At 69.8% G+C, this 16,778-nt stretch carries 14 protein-coding genes, 1 pseudogene and 1 CRISPR repeat array; of the genes and pseudogenes, 13 read left to right on the forward strand and 2 right to left on the reverse strand.

Annotated elements, in window-relative coordinates:
• Positions 1–26 precede the first annotated feature (26 nt).
• A CRISPR array of direct repeats spans positions 27–665; the repeat unit is 29 nt; unit sequence GTGGTCCCCGCGCGTGCGGGGGTGGTCCC.
• A 386-nt stretch (positions 666–1,051) separates the two neighbouring features.
• A pseudogene (locus MUU72_RS36010) lies at positions 1,052–1,191 on the forward strand (IS630 family transposase); the annotation flags it as partial.
• Between the two features lie 300 nt (positions 1,192–1,491).
• Complete coding sequence (locus MUU72_RS24210) at positions 1,492–2,412, forward strand: DUF5655 domain-containing protein (protein WP_248015496.1); 921 nt, start codon at positions 1,492–1,494, stop codon at positions 2,410–2,412.
• A 92-nt stretch (positions 2,413–2,504) separates the two neighbouring features.
• On the opposite strand, the gene MUU72_RS24215 is transcribed toward MUU72_RS24210, so the two are convergent.
• Positions 2,505–3,251: a DNA-methyltransferase gene (locus MUU72_RS24215; protein WP_248015497.1), complete on the reverse strand. Its 747-nt coding sequence runs from the start codon at positions 3,249–3,251 to the stop codon at positions 2,505–2,507.
• Between the two features lie 539 nt (positions 3,252–3,790).
• On the opposite strand from MUU72_RS24215, the gene MUU72_RS24220 reads away from it, so the two are divergent.
• From MUU72_RS24220 to MUU72_RS24270, 11 genes are all read left to right on the forward strand, one after another.
• The gene (locus MUU72_RS24220) at positions 3,791–4,909 is read left to right on the forward strand and encodes a C40 family peptidase (RefSeq protein ID WP_372503252.1); all 1,119 of its coding nucleotides are present in this window, start codon (positions 3,791–3,793) and stop codon (positions 4,907–4,909) included.
• A 78-nt stretch (positions 4,910–4,987) separates the two neighbouring features.
• Positions 4,988–5,296: a DUF6112 family protein gene (locus MUU72_RS24225; RefSeq protein ID WP_372503253.1), complete on the forward strand. Its 309-nt coding sequence runs from the start codon at positions 4,988–4,990 to the stop codon at positions 5,294–5,296.
• Positions 5,296–5,982 (forward strand): hypothetical protein, encoded by a 687-nt coding sequence (locus MUU72_RS24230; RefSeq protein WP_248015498.1) that lies wholly within the window; start codon positions 5,296–5,298, stop codon positions 5,980–5,982. Before MUU72_RS24225 ends, MUU72_RS24230 begins: the two co-directional genes overlap by 1 nt.
• Before the next feature lie 31 nt (positions 5,983–6,013).
• Positions 6,014–7,441 carry an SCO6881 family protein gene (locus MUU72_RS24235; protein ID WP_248015499.1) on the forward strand — a complete coding sequence of 476 codons (1,428 nt, stop codon included), beginning with the start codon at positions 6,014–6,016 and terminating at the stop codon, positions 7,439–7,441.
• A gap of 101 nt (positions 7,442–7,542) precedes the next feature.
• A complete protein-coding gene (locus tag MUU72_RS24240; RefSeq protein ID WP_248015500.1) occupies positions 7,543–9,012 on the forward strand; it encodes an SCO6880 family protein in 1,470 nt (489 codons plus the stop codon).
• 28 nt (positions 9,013–9,040) lie between these two features.
• Positions 9,041–9,484, forward strand: a complete 444-nt coding sequence (locus MUU72_RS24245) for a DUF6238 family protein (protein WP_248015501.1) — start codon at positions 9,041–9,043, stop codon at positions 9,482–9,484.
• A gap of 14 nt (positions 9,485–9,498) precedes the next feature.
• Entirely contained in the window at positions 9,499–11,049 is a 1,551-nt protein-coding gene (locus MUU72_RS24250) for a putative type IV secretion/conjugal transfer ATPase (RefSeq protein WP_248015502.1), read from the forward strand.
• 81 nt (positions 11,050–11,130) lie between these two features.
• Positions 11,131–11,607 (forward strand): hypothetical protein, encoded by a 477-nt coding sequence (locus MUU72_RS24255; RefSeq protein WP_248015503.1) that lies wholly within the window; start codon positions 11,131–11,133, stop codon positions 11,605–11,607.
• 26 nt (positions 11,608–11,633) lie between these two features.
• Positions 11,634–12,047: a hypothetical protein gene (locus MUU72_RS24260; protein ID WP_248015504.1), complete on the forward strand. Its 414-nt coding sequence runs from the start codon at positions 11,634–11,636 to the stop codon at positions 12,045–12,047.
• Between the two features lie 27 nt (positions 12,048–12,074).
• Positions 12,075–12,572 (forward strand): hypothetical protein, encoded by a 498-nt coding sequence (locus tag MUU72_RS24265; protein WP_248015505.1) that lies wholly within the window; start codon positions 12,075–12,077, stop codon positions 12,570–12,572.
• 120 nt (positions 12,573–12,692) lie between these two features.
• On the forward strand, positions 12,693–14,477 hold the full coding sequence (locus tag MUU72_RS24270; RefSeq protein ID WP_248015506.1) for a type IV secretory system conjugative DNA transfer family protein: 1,785 nt from the start codon (positions 12,693–12,695) through the stop codon (positions 14,475–14,477).
• Between the two features lie 1,278 nt (positions 14,478–15,755).
• Here MUU72_RS24270 and MUU72_RS24275 read toward each other — a convergent pair.
• On the reverse strand, positions 15,756–16,547 hold the full coding sequence (locus tag MUU72_RS24275) for a hypothetical protein (protein WP_248015507.1): 792 nt from the start codon (positions 16,545–16,547) through the stop codon (positions 15,756–15,758).
• Between the last annotated feature and the right edge of the window lie 231 nt (positions 16,548–16,778).

Below are 16,778 nucleotides of genomic sequence, written 5' to 3' on the forward strand. Positions count from 1 at the left end.
CCGGCGCTGTGGGCCGGGATGGTTGGGTGGTCCCCGCGCGTGCGGGGGTGGTCCCATGGGCAAGTCGGTCTCGTGGAGGCCATGGATGTGGTCCCCGCGCGTGCGGGGGTGGTCCCGTTCTCCATCTCGGTTGAGGCGAGGTGAGGGAGTGGTCCCCGCGCGTGCGGGGGTGGTCCCCAGCAGTTGCCGGCATGCGCGTTGACCGCCTGGTGGTCCCCGCGCGTGCGGGGGTGGTCCCGAGCGGCGCCGCAAGGCCCCGACCGCCCGCGAGTGGTCCCCGCGCGTGCGGGGGTGGTCCCAGGCGGCATGTAGTCGGTGTAGGCCATGGTCGGTGGTCCCCTCGCGTGCGGGGGTGGTCCCGACCCGAAGCGCGCCGCGGCCCCGCCTCGGGGGCGGTCCCCGCGCGTGCGGGGGTGGTCCCGCGTCGAGCAGCTGCTCACCGAACGACGAGTCGTGGTCCCCGCGCGTGCCGGGGTGGTCCCGAGGAAGCGGACGAGTCCAGCGGAGACAGCGAGTGGTCCCCGCGCGTGCGGGGGTGGTCCCTCCGAGGGAATGTCGGTGTCGGTCGCGACGCCGTGGTCCCCGCGCGTGCGGGGGTGGCCCCGGTATGGTCCGGCCCTTGGTCCACGACACCCTGTGGTCCCCGCGCGTGCGGGGGCGGTCCCCTCCCCCGGGGTCTTCAGGCCGACCCCGAGTGCTTCGTGGTCCCCGGACGACGTGCGGGGATGGTCCCACGGGCGCCACCTCCTCTTCGTAGGTGTCAGCGTTGTCCCCGCGCGTGCGGTAGTGGGGCCCGGCCGCCATCATCGGCCAGGCAACGCGGCGAGACCTTGGTCAATGACGCTTGTTCAGGCAAGTGAAGGGTACTTTCCAGGACGGCTCCGACGCCGTGATCACATCAGACACGACGAGATCACCTCACCCGTGACCAGCAGGTACGGGACAGTCCTTAGCCAGTCACTTTCAGACTGCGCGAACTACTGAACCTGATCGGGTGATGTCGGACCCGTTCGCCTGACAGCGGTTGGTCGACTCCGGTAGCCGCGATTCTGTGAGATACGCGCAAGGCGGCGGGTTGACCGACGCCGAGAGGTCCGCGCGGGAGCGGTCCGGCTGCAGGTCGTGGAACGCTTTGAGGGCGGGGAGAAGAATCGGGAGATCGCTGCCTCACCGCGGGTGAGCGAGCGATCGTGACGGTGGTTGTCTATACACTCGAGGACGAGAAACCGCCGATGGTCTTCTTCAACGAGACGCACACGCTGCCGTTCGCCGTACTGCAGTACTTCGTCTCGCTCGTAGCCTCACAGCTGGAAGGCACGGAAACACAGACCAGCTGCCGCTGCGGTGCGGTAAGCCCCAGGCCGACATCACGCTTTCAAGTTCAGTAGCCACGAGACGAAAGACTCCGTGCACTCGCGGCCTCGCCGGAATAAATTGCCCCTGAACTCGATTGTTCCTGCTCGGTGATCGTCAAGCCGGGGAAGGTGAGTCGTGGGTAAGTTGAAAGCATTCAGGGTGATTGGCGGACGCGTGACGGAGATACCGGGGTCGTCCGTAGCTCTGGAGCGCCAGTTGCAGTCGCTCATCGAGGGCAACATGGAGGCGATGCTCGGCATCCGCTTCCTGGCGAGCGAGTATGCGACGGGTCGGCACCGGGGCCGGATCGACTCTCTGGGGCTGGACGAGAACGGAACGCCGGTCATCGTGGAGTACAAGCGCTCCCGCGACCAGAACGTGGTGAATCAGGCGCTGTCGTACCTATCATGGCTCCACGACCACCACCATGAGTTCGAAAGCCTGGTCACGGAGAAACTCGGCACCGAGGCAGCCGAGGCCGTCGACTGGAGCAATCCCCGACTCGTCTGCATCGCTGGCGACTTCACTCACCACGACACCGTGGCGATCGAGATGATCGGCCGCCGTATCGACTTGGTGAGCTACCGGGTCTTCGACGACGTGCTCACCTTGCAGTTGGTCGCTTCCGTCCCGGGTACCGGGGCGGCATCAGTCCGCGCTAAACCCTCCTTCGCGACAGTAACTTCTGGTGCTGCCGCACCGAAGTCGGTGCAGCAGTACCTCAATGAGTCACCGCAGGATCTTCAGGATCTTTTCGCGGACCTCGACAAGGTGCTCCTCTCGCACGAGGATGTGCAGAGAGAGTCCCAGCTGCATTACATCGCTTACCGGCGGATCAAGAATGTGGCAACGGTGCGCGTCCAGCCCAGGAATCGGGCGCTCGTGGTCAATCTGCGGCTGGACCCTGACACCGTGAAGCTGGAAGAGGGCTTCTCGCGCGATGTCCGCGGCCTGGGGTGCCTCGGAATCAAGGGCGGTGTCGAGGTGCGGATCAGATCGCGCGAGGATCTTGAGCGAGCTGGCGACCTGATCTGGCGCAGCATCGAACAGGGTTGATGCGTTTTACGGCTAAGGGTGGTTGCGTCACCGTATTCCGGGTGACGCAACCACCCGTTGTTGCTGTACCGGTCGGCGTGCCGGCGGCCGTCTCACTGCTCAGGCCCGGCGAGTTCGTAACTGTCCTGGGGAAGAGCCGCTCGCAGGCGCTCTTCGGCGACGTCGGCGTAGTGGTCGGAGAGCTCGATCCCGATGAAGTTACGGCCTTCCTTCAGGGCTGCGACTCCGGTGGAGCCGCTTCCGGTGAAGAGGTCGAGGACGGTGCCGCCGGGCCGGCAGACCTGGACGAGCTGCTGCATGACCTCGACAGGCTTCTGGGTGATGTGGACGCGGTCCTTGCGGGGCTGTGAGGCGATGTAGTGGCCGGGCAGGTAGAGGTCGCGGGTGCGGTCGAGGGTGCCCTTGACGCCCCAGAGGATGAACTCGGAGTCCTGTTTGGGGCCGCCCTTTCGGGGCCGGCAGGCCGGCTTGATCCACGGCAGGTTTCCCAGCCAAGTCCAGCCCGCCATCTGAAGGGCGTCCGAGGTTGTCGGCTCCTGGCGCCAATCGGTGAAGACCATCACGACGGCGTGCTCGCGGCTGGCTCGGTAAGCCTCGGTGAGCAGTTCGGTCAGCCAGGCGCGGTAGGAGCGCTGGTCTCGGTTCTCGCCGGGAAAGTTCGCGAGGTCGTGCCGGGCGTCGCCGCTGGTGTATTTGGCCCGGGCGGTTCGAGCGGTGCGTTCGGAGCTGGTGCGGCCGCCGGAGTTGTACGGCGGGTCGGTGATGACGGCGTCGACGCTCTGGTCCGGGAGGGACTTGAGGATCGTGAGGGCATCGCCTCGGTGCAGCGTGTAGGGCATAGCGCTTCTCTTTCCAGGCGTGGAGTGCACCCTGGAGGTTATTGCTCAGGCGCGGCCGCGCCTAATGAGGAGCTGGCCCCGTAATCGGCGCCGGGCCGGGTGCGTTTGGTGCGGCCGCTTTTCACCTCTACAGTCTCGGCGTCTCAACAGGTCCGGTTGTTCTGTTCCTGTTGAGTGACGCACGGCCGCGAACCCCTGCCCCCATATCCGAGGGCTGGAGGCGGATACCGCGTCAGAAAACGATGAGCGAAGAGGAGCATTCTGCCGTGTGGCGCCTGAGATTACGAGCGCGGCTGGCTGCCGCGGAGGACACAGAGGGCGCGGTGGCTTCCGGGAGCTCGCAACTCCCTGGTTCCTACCTGCCCCACTTCCTTAATGGGTTACAAATTTCTTGACCGGCGTGGTGCCGGTGGCCTTTTCGACGAGAACGCCGGCACCGCGCTGCCTATGAGTAAGGAGCTGCCGGTGCAGCACGCCCAGGCACGTCGTCGTCCAGGTCCCCGCCTGGCGTTCAGTCCTTCGACGTGCGGGTTTCGGTCGTGAAGAAGGTCGCCTGCATAGCCGGGGTGGTGGCGCTCGGGCCACTCGCTTTCATCACCCCGGTGGCTATTGCCTTGGCGGGCGCCAGCAGTGCTCAGGCCGCCTGCGCCGGCGGCAGCGCGCAGAGTGTGGACTCCGGTGCGGTGGCGAAGCAGGTGGAGGCGATCCTCAAGGGAACGGGTACGACGGCCGTGTCCGTCCCGGGTCTGGACGCGCCCAAGGAGCAGGTTCCGAATGCGCGGACCATCCAGGCCACCGGTGTGGCGATGAAGGTGCCGGCCCGCGGGCAGGTCGTGGCCCTGGCCACCGCTCTGCAGGAGTCGGGGCTGCGGAACCTGGACTACGGCGACCGGGACAGTCTCGGACTTTTCCAGCAACGCCCCAGCCAGGGTTGGGGGACGCCGGAACAGGTGCGGGACCCGGTGCACGCGTCGACGAGGTTCTACGAGGCGCTGCTGAAGGTGCCTGGCTGGCAGTCGATGACGGTTGCCCAGGCCGCGCAGGCGGTGCAGGCGAGCGGTTTCCCCGACGCCTACGCCAAGTGGGAGCCGCTGGCGACGGCACTGCAGAAGGCGATCGCTAACAACCTTGCTGGAGGCGGGATTTCGGGAGCGGCCAAGGACGCCTCGCTGCCGGCCGGCGGCTGTGGGACCGGGGTGGACGGTTCGCAGTTCGGTCCGATTCCCGCCGGGGCCCTTCCGGGGGGTTACAAGATCCCTGCTGACGCGCCGGCGTCGGTCCGTACGGCGATCCGCTGGGGCCTGGGTCAGCTCGGCACGCCGTACCAGTGGGGCGGTTCCTGCACCGCTCCGCACGGCCAGGATCCGATGGGCCGGTGCGACTGTTCCTCGTTGATGCAGGCGTCCTACAAGGCCGGCGGTATTTCGCTGTCCCGGACGACGTACACGCAGGTCAAGGAGGGCAAGGCGGTCAGCGTCAACGCGATCGCACCTGGTGATCTGCTTTTCACCCGGGGTTCGGCGGCCCGGCCGGAGCACGTGGGCATGTTCATCGGCCAGGGGCTGGTGCTGCAGGCTCCGCGGACCGGTGACGTGGTCAAGGTCTCCACGCTGGCCTCCTGGCGGCCGGACATCCTCGCCGCCCGGCGCATCGTCTGACCGCGCCGCCTCTCCTCCTGTTCCGTTCCTTCCTCTCCCCCGGGCTTTTCTGTGCCCGGGATCTCTCTGGAGTGTGCTTTGAAGCTCATGCAGCAGGTCCAGTACCTGGCCTTCAACCCGGGCGTATCGCCGAAGGAGGGTGGTCTGCCGGGCCTGGACGTTTTGAAGAAGGTCATCGGCAGCATCAATCTGTTCGGCATCATCGCCGTCGTCGGCGCCCTGGCGATCTGTGCCGTGATCTGGGCGTGGGGCCATCACAGCGGCGGCCACCAGGCCGAGGCGAACGGTAAGAAGGGCACGCTGGTCGCCGCGGGCTGCGCGTTGCTGCTCGGCGCCGCGAACGGCATTGTCGCGTTCTTCTCCACCATGGGCTCGCAGGTCCACTGATGGTGAAGAAACGTCCCTTTGTATCCCGCGAGCAGGGCTCCGGTCCGCCGGCCTCGGTGCTGCGGCGCGCGGTGATCGGCGGCGTCGTCCTCGCCGTCCTCGTTGCCGTCGCCGGCCTGATCGCCTATGCGACCCGCGCGGAGGCCCCTGAACCGTCACCGGCCGCCGCTCCGTCCTCTGCCCCGGCTTCCCCCTCCCCCGAGACGTCGCCCCCGGGAAGCGGGAAGGCCGTGGCGGCGCCGCCGGCGACGAGTGACCCGATCGTGTTCGCCAAGGCGGCCACGAAGGCACTGTGGACGTACGACACTCGCTCCGTCTCCCAGGCACAGCAGTTGACCGGGCTGCGGCGGTGGATGACGGTGGAGAAGAAGTACGCCGACTGGGAGTCGGTGGTGGATCAGATGCCCGGTCCGGTGCTGTGGGCGCGGATGCGGGACAACGGCCAGCACGCGTCGGCCACGGTCGGCGAGGGCCACTTCCCACAGTCGTTCAAGACCGCGCTGGCCCAGGACCCCGGCGCGATCACCCAGGCGTACGTCTACGCCGTGACCGTCACCGGCAAGCAGACCGTGGCCTGGAAGGGCTCCGGTGCCGGGGCCGAGGCCCGTTCCGTGACGCTCGCCGTCCAGTGCCGGCCCGAACGCGACTGTTCGCTGGCCGGCGTCCTGCCGAACACCGCTCCGTGACCGCACACAACCCCGAGAAGGAGGTGCTCTGATGGGAGCCTGCGACCTTCCGTTGATGAATACGGTCTGCGAGGCCGTCGGTGGTGTCGTCAGTTCCACCGGTGAGGCGGTCACCGACGGCATCGGTGCCTGGATCGCCAAGTCGATGGGCGAGTTGGCCCAGTCCGCCGCCGACCTCGCCTCCAAGGCCGTCAACCAGACCACCGGTATCGACCTCAGTGCGGAGTGGTTCCGCAACAACTACGAGCTGCTGCTGCCGATCGGCCTGGTGCTGACGGTGGGCACGTTCTGCCTGCAGCTGACCCGCGCGGCCTGGCGCCGCGACGAACGCGCCCTGGCTCAGGCGGCGTTCGGGACGATGGTCGGCGTCTTCTTCGCGTTCGCCGCCATCGCCTGCACCACCATCGCCCTCAACGTCGTCGACGCGCTGAGCGCCGGTCTCTTCCACGTGGCCAACAGCTCCGTGGACGACGCCATCCGCCGCCTGGTCAAGGTCAACGAACTGGGGATGATGTACGGCCTGGGCTGGGGCGTTCCGGCGTTGGTGGCGGTCGGGTGTGCGCTCGGCGCGTTCCTGTACTGGGCGGTGATGGTGGCCCGGAAGGTCGGCATCCTGGTGCTGGTCACGCTGGCGGTGTTCGCCGGAGCCGGCGGCGGCTGGGAGGTGGCCCGGCGCTGGCGGCGCGGCTGGGTGGAGGCCACCGTCACGCTCGTGGTCAGCAAGCTGCTGATGACGATCGTGTTCCTGCTGGGCGTCTCGGCCATGGGCAAGTCCGACCCGCACGACGGTCTGGGCGCGCTGTCGGATGCGATCGCGGGCATCGTGGTGATGGTTCTGGTGATGCTCTGCCCGTACGCCACGTACAAGTTCGTGCACTGGGCGGCCGACGGCGGCGGCCATGACGACCTGCACCGCACCGGTGTGGCGGGTATGGCGGTGGCGGCCGGCGCGGCGAAGACCGCGGGGCAGCTGGCCATGCAGGCCGGGACCGGAAAGCCTGCTCCGCAGGGACCGTCGAAGGTGCCTGGCCAGGGCCAGGACGGCGTGGTCTCCGGCATCGACCCCTCGGGCGGGTCGAGCGGGTCGGGCGGCGATCGGTCGCGGTCGCACCAGACACGGTTCCGGTTCGGCGAGGACGCGGACGCCGTCGGTGACAAGGGGCGGGCGCTGATCCAGCGGCCTCGCCAGGACGGTGACCGGGGGCAGTCCTTGATCCGGCGCCCGGCCGCGGAGCAGACCACTGCCACCGGCACCGTTGCGGCGGCGCGCTCCGCCCCGGCCGACGCACCCTCTCCAGGGCCTGCCGGTCCGGTGTCGCAGGGCGCTCCCGTCCCGGCGCCGCGGGTCACGCGGATGGATCCGCCCGCGCCGCGGCGCAGCGGCCCGCCTCCGGAGGGCGGCCCCACTCCACCGCGGTGGGTGGCGCCCAAGCCTCCCGGCGAGACCGGCGGCCCGTAGCCCGACCTGCCCGGCCTGGCCTGAGGGGCGGGCCGAACCCGATCCCCGGAACGGCCCGCCCCTCTCCCCTACTCCGACCCTTTTTCGAGGACGTCTTCGCCATGTACTCCGACGCATCTCCCACCGGCGGCCCGGCCACCGTGAAGTTCCCCCATCGCTCCCGCCGCGGCATCCTGCTCGGCCTGACCCTCGCCCAGCTGGTCGTCGCGACGGTGACCGGCCTGCTCCTGTTCGCCGTGCTGGTGACCTCCGGCGTCACCGGAGCGCTCAAGCTCCTCCCCGTCTGGGCGGCCGTCCTTGCCGTGGTCTTCGTCCGGCGCCACGGTCGTTCCCTGGCCGACTGGGCTCCCATCACCCTCCGCTACGCCCTCCGTCGCCTGCGCGGCCAGCTGCTGTGGCTGGCCCGCCCTGCCCGGCGTCCCCGTCGCGAGGGGCTGCTGCACCTGCCGGGGACCGCGGCCTCGCTGCGCGTGGTCTCCGCCCCCGGTGGTGGCTTCGGCGCGGTCCACGACCCGCACCACGGGACCCTCACCGCGGTGGTGAAGGTCTCCTCCCGCGCGTTCGCCCTGCTCGACCCGGCCGCGCAGTCCGACAACGTCGCCGGCTGGGGCCGCACCCTTGCCGCCCTGTCCCGCACCGGTCACATCGCCCGCGTCCAGGTCCTCGAACGCACCGTCCCCGACTCCGGCGACGCGCTCAACCGCTACTGGACCGAACACGGCGACGCCGGCACCCCGCTCGCCGGCCCGCTCTACGGCGAGTTGCTGGCCGCTGCGGGACCGGCCGCGGCCCCGCACGAGGCGTACGTCGCCCTCGCCTTGGACCTCAAGGCGGCCCGCCGGCTGATCAACCAGGCCGGCGGCGGGCTCACCGGCGCGTTCGCCGTACTGTCCCAGCTGACATCCACCTTCGACCTGTCCGCCCGCAACTCCGGTCTGACACCGGGTGGTTGGCTGGCCGCCGCGGAGATCGCCGCCGTCGTCCGCACCGCCTACGATCCCAAGGCATCCGCCGCGCTGGACCAGTGGTCCGACTCCGGCCGCCCGCAGGCCGCCCCCGAGGCCGCCGGCCCGGTCGTCCTGGTGGAGAAGGCCGACCGCATCGAGACCGACTCAGCGCACCACGCCACGTTCTGGATCGAGAACTGGCCCCGGATCGAGACCAGCCCCGGCTTCCTCCACCAGCTCCTGTTCACCTCCGGGGTCCGCCGCACGCTCTCCCTGACCTACGCGCCCAAGGGGCTGGATGCCGCGCTGAAGGACGTGCAGCGCAAGAAGGCGACGGTCATCGCCGACGCCGCCGAGCGGCAGCGCAAGGGACAGGTCGACTCCGAGGAGGACTCGGTCGAGTACGCCGACATCAAGGAACGCGAGCGCCAGCTCATCGCCGGCCACGCCGACGTCGCCCTCACCGGCCTGCTCACCGTCAGCGCCGATACCGACGACCAGCTCAACGCGGCCTGCGCGGCGATCGAGACCGCGGCCGTCTCCGCCCTCCTCGACCTGCGACCGCTGACCTGGCAGCAGGCCGAGGCGTTCACCAATGCCGCCCTTCCCCTGGCCCGCCCGTAACACCTCCCGCACAACCGAAGGGCCCACCATGCCGTCCCACCCGGAGCCCGAACCGGCCTCGGACTTCGTGCCGTTCGCCACCGCGGCGCTCGACTTCCACCGGGCCATCAACCTCCCCGACGATTCCCACGCCGCGTCCCGCATCGAGCTGGACGCCCTCCACGCCCATCTCACCTCGCTCTACGGGCTCATCGATGCCCACACGACGCTGACCGCCCCGGTGGCGAAGGCCGAGGGCGATCACCTCCGGGCGTGCCGCGTCCGGCTGTGGCAGGCCACCGAACACCTCCACGCCGCCTACCATGCCGCACCCCGCCCCGCCTCCTCGCCCGAGGCACGCCGGGCCCGGCTGCCCGAGGGCGCGCCCGACCTCACCGTCTGCCGGCGCCACCTGACCACCGCCGCCCGGGTGCGCCGTTCCCACACCCCGACCGACCTGCGTGACCCCTTCACCGGGCTGATCCGCCACTGACCAGGAGCACCCTCATGCCCTCCCCTCTCCGGACTCGCGCCAGCGCCAGCCCGCTGTTCGTCCCCCGCAGGAACGACCGCCGAACCGCCCGCACCGCCCGGGCCCAGTTCGCCGCCGCGCAGGACAAGGCCCGCCAAGCCGGACGGCCCAAGGCGAGCACCACCACGACCGGCGCCGACCCGGAACTGCGCGCCACTTATCCGCCCTCCGGCCGTCCCGGGCCGGCCTCCGCCCGCGGGGGCCGGCTCAAGCTCCCGGCCCACCGCATGACCACCGCGGTCGCCGCCGGCGCCTACCCGTTCCTGGCCGAGGGCGGCCTGGGCGCCCAAGGCATCTACATCGGCCGCGACGTCCACGCCGAAGCCGCGTTCACCTACGACCCGTTCGCCCTCTACGGCAAGCTCGAAGGCTTCACCAACCCCAACATCCTCCTCGCCGGGGTCATCGGCATGGGCAAGTCCGCCCTGGCCAAGTCCCTGGCCGTACGAGCGGTGGCCTTCGGCTACCGGATCTACGTCCCCTGCGACCCGAAGGGCGAATGGACCGTCGTCGCCCAGGCACTCGGCGGCCAGACCATCGCCCTCGGCCCCGGCCTGCCCGGCCGCCTCAACCCCCTCGACGCCCCCGCCAAACCGCACGGCATCAGCAAGGACGACTGGTCGGGCGAGGTCCGCAAGCGGCGCCTGCTCCTGCTCGGCTCCCTGGCCAAGACCGTCCTCCGCCGCGAACTGCACCCCATGGAGCACACCGCTCTCGACGTCGCCCTCGACCACGTCGTCACCCACGCCCAGGCCACCGGCGCCACGCCCCTCCTCGGAGACGTCGCGCACGTTCTGGGCACCCCCGAGCTGCTCGACGCCGCCCTCGGCGAGCCCGCCGGCCGCCTCGGGCAGGCTGCCGAAGACCTCGCTCACGCCCTGCGCAGGCTCATCCACGGTGACCTCGCGGGGATGTTCGACGCACCCAGCACCGTCACCTTCGACCCGACCGCGCCCATGCTGTCCATCGACCTGTCCCGGCTCGGCGGTGCCGGCGACGACACCGCCCTCGTCCTCGCCATGACCTGCGCCTCGGCCTGGATGGAATCCGCCCTCGCCGACCCCGGCGGCGGGCGCCGATGGGTCATCTACGACGAGGCGTGGCGCGTGATGCGGCACGTCGCCCTGCTGGAACGCATGCAGTCCCAGTGGAAGCTCAGCCGCGGCCTGGGCATCGCCAACATGATCGTCATCCACCGTCTGTCCGACCTGCTCACCGCGGGCGACGCCGGCTCCCGCGGCCGAGCCCTGGCCGAGGGCCTGCTCACCGACTGCTCCACCCGCATCATCTACCGCCAGGAAGCCGACCAACTCGCCTCCGCCGCCACGCTCCTCGGCCTCACCGGCGTCGAAACGCAAGCCGTCTCCGCCCTCACCAAGGGCCGCGGCCTGTGGAAGGTCGCAGGCCGCTCCTTCATTACCCAGCACCTCCTCCACCCCCGCGAGCGCGAACTGTTCGACACCGACGCCCGCATGCACACCAGCACGCCCACGCCCGTCCCCACCGCCCCGGGGCCACGCACCTAACGCGCACGCCCGGCCGGGCCAAATCCGGCCACGGCCCCCACCCTCGTGCTCCGCCCGACCTGACCTGCGAGGTGCCTTATCGTGCCGGAACCCCCGCCGCACATCACCATCGCCCGCCACGACCGCTACGGCGTCGTCGCCTCGGCTTCACACCACAACCCTGTCGCCGCGCACATGCTGCGCCGGGTCGGATTCCACCCACTGCCCGACCGGGATCTCTACGCCCTCACCGAGCCGCACCGGGACACCACCCGGCGCAGCCAGCAAGCAGTCCAGTCCCTGCGTGCCGCGCACTACAACGTCACCGCCGACTCCGCGTACGACGTCACCGCCTCCAAGAGCCCACGCCTCCTGACCGACACCTCGACGTGGGACGACGCCCAGGCAAGGCGGCCGTGTCCGGACCCACGTCTGGCGTTCCGGCAGGCCGTCGCTCACGCAGCCACCGCGGCCTCCCCCGCTCACGCCCACGTCCACGTCCCCGGCCCGCAGCGACCAGCTGTCAGCCCGGAATACCGCCTGGCTCCCGCTCCCCGATCACCAGCCCGCGCCCGCTGAAAGCCCCCCTCGGACAGATCCTCCTCATGCTCGATCACCTTGAACCCGACGTCGCCTTCGGGGTCCACCCTGTCCTCGGCATCGCCGCCGCCACGGCCGATGACCGCCCGTTCCTTGACGAGGTCCTCCGCAGGCACCACTTCCGCTACAGCGAGGACCTGGACGTCTACCTGCTACCGGCCGGCACCCCGCCCGCCGTCGGCGTACGAGCTGTGGCCCACGCCTGCCGCGCGCTCCACGACGCCGGCCTCACGGCCGCCGCAGACCCGAGGATCCTCAGCAGCCGACCCGACCCCGACGACCTCTCGGCGAACCGCCCCGCTCGCTCCCGCGCAGCCACCGCTTCCTCCGCCCAGCGACCCACCGCAACGCCCACGCCGCAGGTCGAAGCGCCCCCGACCCGCACCGCTCCAACCACCACCCCCAGCCGCAAGCGCTGACCTATCCCGCCCCGAGGAGTTCTCACCATGACCGTCAAGACCCACTGGACCATCGACCACGCCTGCGGCCACACCACGGAGATCGATCTCTCCGGACGTCCCGCCGACCGGCGTGCCGGCTACGCACGCTGGCTCGCCGAGCGCGACTGCACCCCCTGCTGGCAGGCCACCCGCACCACCGATGACGAGTCAACAGCGGAGTGGCTGGCGAGGAAGCGAGCCGCCGAGCAGACCGCGGCCGAGGAGTGGGCCGAGCAGTACCGGATGCCAACGCTGGACGGCACCGAACGCACCGTCCCCTGGGGAACTCGCTGCCGCCACCAACTCGTCACCGCCGCCCACACCGCCCTCGTCCTCGAAGGCACCACCGGCGAGACGGAATGGACGGCCGTCGAGGACGCAGCACGTTCCCTGACCCTCGCCGCCTGGTGGATCGACAACCGCGATGCTGCCCCGGCCGACCTGCCCGCCCTGCTGGCCGCCGCAACCGACGACGACCGGCTAAACGACACCCCCCGCTCCTGACACCGAACCCCGCCGCACCCCCTCAACCAGCTGCCGTCCCCCGCATCCCGGAGTCCGCATGAACACCAGAACAACCCGCCGCCTCATCCCCGCCCCCACGTCACACACCTGGAACCCCTCGTGCCCCGCCCTCCCTCGGCCACCACCGGCACCGACCTCCTCCTCTACCTCCTCCTGGCCGCCGCCGGGATCGGCATCGCCGGTAGCTCACTGGCCTGGCTGTTCGGCAACCTCGCCAGCGCCGTCGCCGGCACCGACCCATGGGCCCCCTACCAGCACCCGGAACAGACACTCCTCCATCCCCACCAGATCTGGCCCCGACTCCCCCAACCAGCCCTGTTCACAGGCTGCTACGTCCTCCCCACCCTCGTCCTTCTGTCCGCCGCCGTCCTGGCCGCGAGGCTGTGGCTGCGCTTCCGCAGCACCTCATCCGGACTGGCTGGCCAACGCGAACTGGCCCCGCTCCTCCCCCGGCAGATCGCGGCCAAGGCCATCGACCTGCGCCCCAGCCTCCAAGGCACCAAGCCCACGGACGTCGCCCCCGACGACCGCGGCGTCCTGCTCGGCACCGTGAAGCCAGGCAAGACCGAAGTGCGGTCCTCCTGGGAGGACGTCATCCTGGCGATCATGGCCCCGCGGTCCGGTAAGACCTCCGGCCTGGCCATCCCCGCCATCCTGCGTGCCCCCGGCCCCGTACTGCTGACCTCCAACAAGGCAGCCCGCGACGCCTATACCGCGACCATCGACGCCCGCGCCAAGGTCGGAACGGTCTGGACTCTCGACCCCCAGCAGATCGCCCACGCGCCCCGGACGATGTGGTGGGACATCCTCGCCGACGCCCGCGACCTTGCCGGCGCCCGACGCCTCGCCGGCCACTTCGTCACCGCCTCCGTCAACGAGTCCAGCTCCGGAGACTTCTGGTCCACGGCCGCCGCCAACACCCTCACCGCCCTCTTCCTGGCCGCCGCCCGCGACCGCCGGCCGATCACCGACGTGCTGGCCTGGCTCGCCTCACCCGCCGACCGCACCCCCATCGACCTGCTCCAGGACGCCGGCCTCGACGCCGTCGCCGCCCAGCTCCAGGGCACCGTCGCCGGCGCCGTGGAAACCCGCGACGGCATCTTCGAAACCGCCCGCCAGTACGCCAGCTGCCTGCTCGCCCCCGAGATCGCCGCCTGGGTCACCCCGCCCAACCACATCGACAAGGTCCGGGAATTCAAGCCTGCGGAGTTCGCGACCGGCAAGGACACCCTGTTCCTGCTGTCCAAGGACGGCGGCGGTTCCGCCTCCGCGATCATCGCCGCAGCCGCCGACGCGGTGATGCGCGCCGCCGTCATCCAGGCCGAACGCGACGGCGGACGCCTCGACGCCCCCTTGCTGGCGATCCTCGACGAAGCCGCCAACGTCTGCAAGATCGCCGACCTGCCCGACCTGTACTCGCACCTCGGCTCCCGCGGCGTCATCCCGATGACGATCCTGCAGTCCTACCAACAGGGCGTCCGCGTCTGGGGCGAGGCCGGCATGCACGCCCTGTTCTCCGCCGCGACGATCAAGGTGATCGGCTCCGGCATGGACGACGCCGACTTCGCCGACAAGATCTCCCGCCTGGCCGGCGACCACGACGTACGGACGGTCTCCGTCTCCACCGGCGAGTCGGGCAGGTCCACCTCCGTCTCGATGCGGCAGGAACGCGTCCTCCCCCCGGACGTGATCCGCGCACTCCCCAAGGGCACCGCCTGCCTGCTCGCCACCGGCATCCGCCCCGCCCTCATCGACCTCAAGCCCTGGTACAGGGGCCGCGACGCCGAGCACCTGACAGCCGCCTCAGCCACCGCCACTGCCGCGATCACCGAACGCGCCACCGCCAAGGCACTGCACCACAACGACGTCGGGGCAGCAGCATGACGGCCAGCCGAGGCCGCGGCCAGCCTGCGGGGACAACAAGCGGTAGTACTTCAGCTGATGTCCGAGAGGCGTCGCCCAGGTCCCGCCGTTCGGTACCAGCGTCATCGTCGCCGGTGCTCACGGCCACCTGGCCGGCCTCGTTGGAGTCGCACGCGGCCAGCAGGCGATAGGCGGCCAACCGGCGCAGGTCCTCGTCCGGAACCAAGGAGGAAGTCAGCTCCGCCCGGGCGTTCCGGCCCGGCCGAAGCGGGTCTGCCATGGCCGGCTTGTAGTCCAGCCAGCTACAGACGTCGGTGGTCAGCTCGAGCAGGCCCACGGCGCCCCTCCAGGCAGTCGGCCCCGCGCCGCTGATCAGGTTACGGCGCCGACGTGCTCCCGCTGGCCTCGGCTACCGCCTCGTCGTATCCGGCCGTCCCCGGCGCCGGGGACAAGGAGCACGCGGCATGGAAGCCGTCCCAATCGCCTGCGGTCTGCTCGTGCTCGCCGAGCTGGTCCCAGCGGTCGACGCACTCCTTCTCGCTCGGACTGGAGTAAGAGGGGGCTGTGCCGCTGGCGATCTTCTGTCGCTGCACGGAAAGCCCTTCGCTACGCCGGTACATCTCGCGGACGCGGTCGAGGTAGGCGGCACGTCGATCCGCTTCGGTCGGTTTCTCGGCAGGGGGCGAACAGCCCGTGAGACGCGCAGCTGCGATGGCTGTGGCGCCCAGAACCGTGGCCTAACTGCCCCTGATTCCCATGATCGTGAGGCTAACAGCCCACAGGTGGCATATCGGCAGAGTTCGCCGAAGCCCGCACGAGCAGCTTCTCTGACGCATAGAGTCAAAGAGCTGCGGCTGCACCCACCTCACCTGCTCGTTCATTCGTTCGGGCACGCCCTACGACGGTGAAGGGAAGGTGAGATGGGAGCACACAGGAAGCCACGGCGAAGGCGGCTGACCGGCCGCCGAGTTTGGTTACTCATCCAGATCGTGTTCTGGCTGAGCGACCGCTTCGGCGACCAGTAGCCACCTGGGCATCGGCCGTGCAGGACGCCAATCTTTGGCGGCCGGTGCCCGCACCTTCGATCACAGTGCACACCGAAACAGGGATGTACAACGCTCCCGAGCATAGCCACGCGAGCCTATGTGTGACACATAAAAGTAGATACAGGGCTCGGTGTGGGGCAAGACTTTTGCGTCACGACACGACGAGATGACCTGCTGACCGGGCAGTTTCCTCTTGGGGCCGTTTCTTAACGGCCGTGTTGGTTCGGCTCAGCGTCGGCCGTCGAAGCGGTCTTCATCGATGGTCGTTCGGTAGGGTGTCGAGTTGGTACGGGTCGGCCAGTTCAGTCAAGCCGTGCACGGCTGTGTCCACGCGGTCCGGGCTGTCCATTCCTTCGACCCAGGTGACCATCTGGTCTTCCAGGTCGGGGTACTCGCCGACGTGGTGGACGAACTGCTGTCCGTAGAGCCGAGCTACCGGTGCGGCGCACAGGCGCTTCCTGACCTTGGCCGTGACCTCCAGGATCATCAGCATGAGAAGGCCCTTGGTGACGCCGTCGCGGCGTAGCTGCTCCCATGTCGGCGTGACGATCCGCCTTGTCATGTCTCCGCCGCAGTTCTTCTCGACCACGATCGCCGGCCTTGAATACGAGGGCGAGTCGGCAGGCGGCAAGGCCCCAATCGTTGATGCCCATGGAGCCTGTCCGGTCGGCGAGAAGGTACAGTTAGTTCTGGCGTGGTGAGCGGCGTCGAACCGCTGAGGCCACAACGGCTCGCCGACTTCCCGGCCGAGTGGGTCGAGTCTGTCGGCCTCCAAGGCACTCAGTTCGTCAACGCTGTCGTTGAGCTCGGCTCGGCGGTCGGCCAGGGTGGCGCGGACGTCTCGGCACACGCCATGGATCAGCGCCTCGCCGGAGGGCGGCTCCTGGTTCTTCCGGTGCCACTCGATGCCGTATCCCTGGGAGTAGGCGATGCCGCCCGAGTTGGCGGGCCGGGTCGGCGGCGAGCTTGCAGGCGATGGTGAGCCAGTCGACACCGGCGAGGCGGCGGTCGATGGCGTCCGAGCGGCGGCGCGCGATGGCCGCACGCTCGGCTTTGTCGAGGCGTCCCACTGCGGGGGCCTCCGGCTCGGTGCACCCCCACGCCCGCCACCATGATCTCATTACGTGAGGTTCGCTGCACTCCGCGACGCATCATCCATTGGTAGCCGCGGCCCTCCCACAGCTGATTGCGTGGAAGCCTGCTCCCAAAAGGCGACCCTCTGTCCGCAACACGGACAATGAGGCGTACTCTCAGGGTCGAATCGATAGGGGCCCTT

This window comes from Streptomyces rhizoryzae, assembly GCF_023155275.1.
Taxonomy (GTDB): domain Bacteria; phylum Actinomycetota; class Actinomycetes; order Streptomycetales; family Streptomycetaceae; genus Streptomyces; species Streptomyces rhizoryzae.

Excerpts from the sequence above, each read along its gene's own strand:
- MUU72_RS24215 (WP_248015497.1), bottom strand. The coding sequence starts at position 3,251 with ATGCCCTACACGCTGCACCGAGGCGATGCCCTCACGATCCTCAAGTCC.
- MUU72_RS24230 (WP_248015498.1), top strand. The coding sequence starts at position 5,296 with ATGGTGAAGAAACGTCCCTTTGTATCCCGCGAGCAGGGCTCCGGTCCG.
- MUU72_RS24235 (WP_248015499.1), top strand. The coding sequence starts at position 6,014 with ATGGGAGCCTGCGACCTTCCGTTGATGAATACGGTCTGCGAGGCCGTC.
- MUU72_RS24240 (WP_248015500.1), top strand. The coding sequence starts at position 7,543 with ATGTACTCCGACGCATCTCCCACCGGCGGCCCGGCCACCGTGAAGTTC.
- MUU72_RS24245 (WP_248015501.1), top strand. The coding sequence starts at position 9,041 with ATGCCGTCCCACCCGGAGCCCGAACCGGCCTCGGACTTCGTGCCGTTC.
- MUU72_RS24250 (WP_248015502.1), top strand. The coding sequence starts at position 9,499 with ATGCCCTCCCCTCTCCGGACTCGCGCCAGCGCCAGCCCGCTGTTCGTC.
- MUU72_RS24260 (WP_248015504.1), top strand. The coding sequence starts at position 11,634 with ATGCTCGATCACCTTGAACCCGACGTCGCCTTCGGGGTCCACCCTGTC.
- MUU72_RS24265 (WP_248015505.1), top strand. The coding sequence starts at position 12,075 with ATGACCGTCAAGACCCACTGGACCATCGACCACGCCTGCGGCCACACC.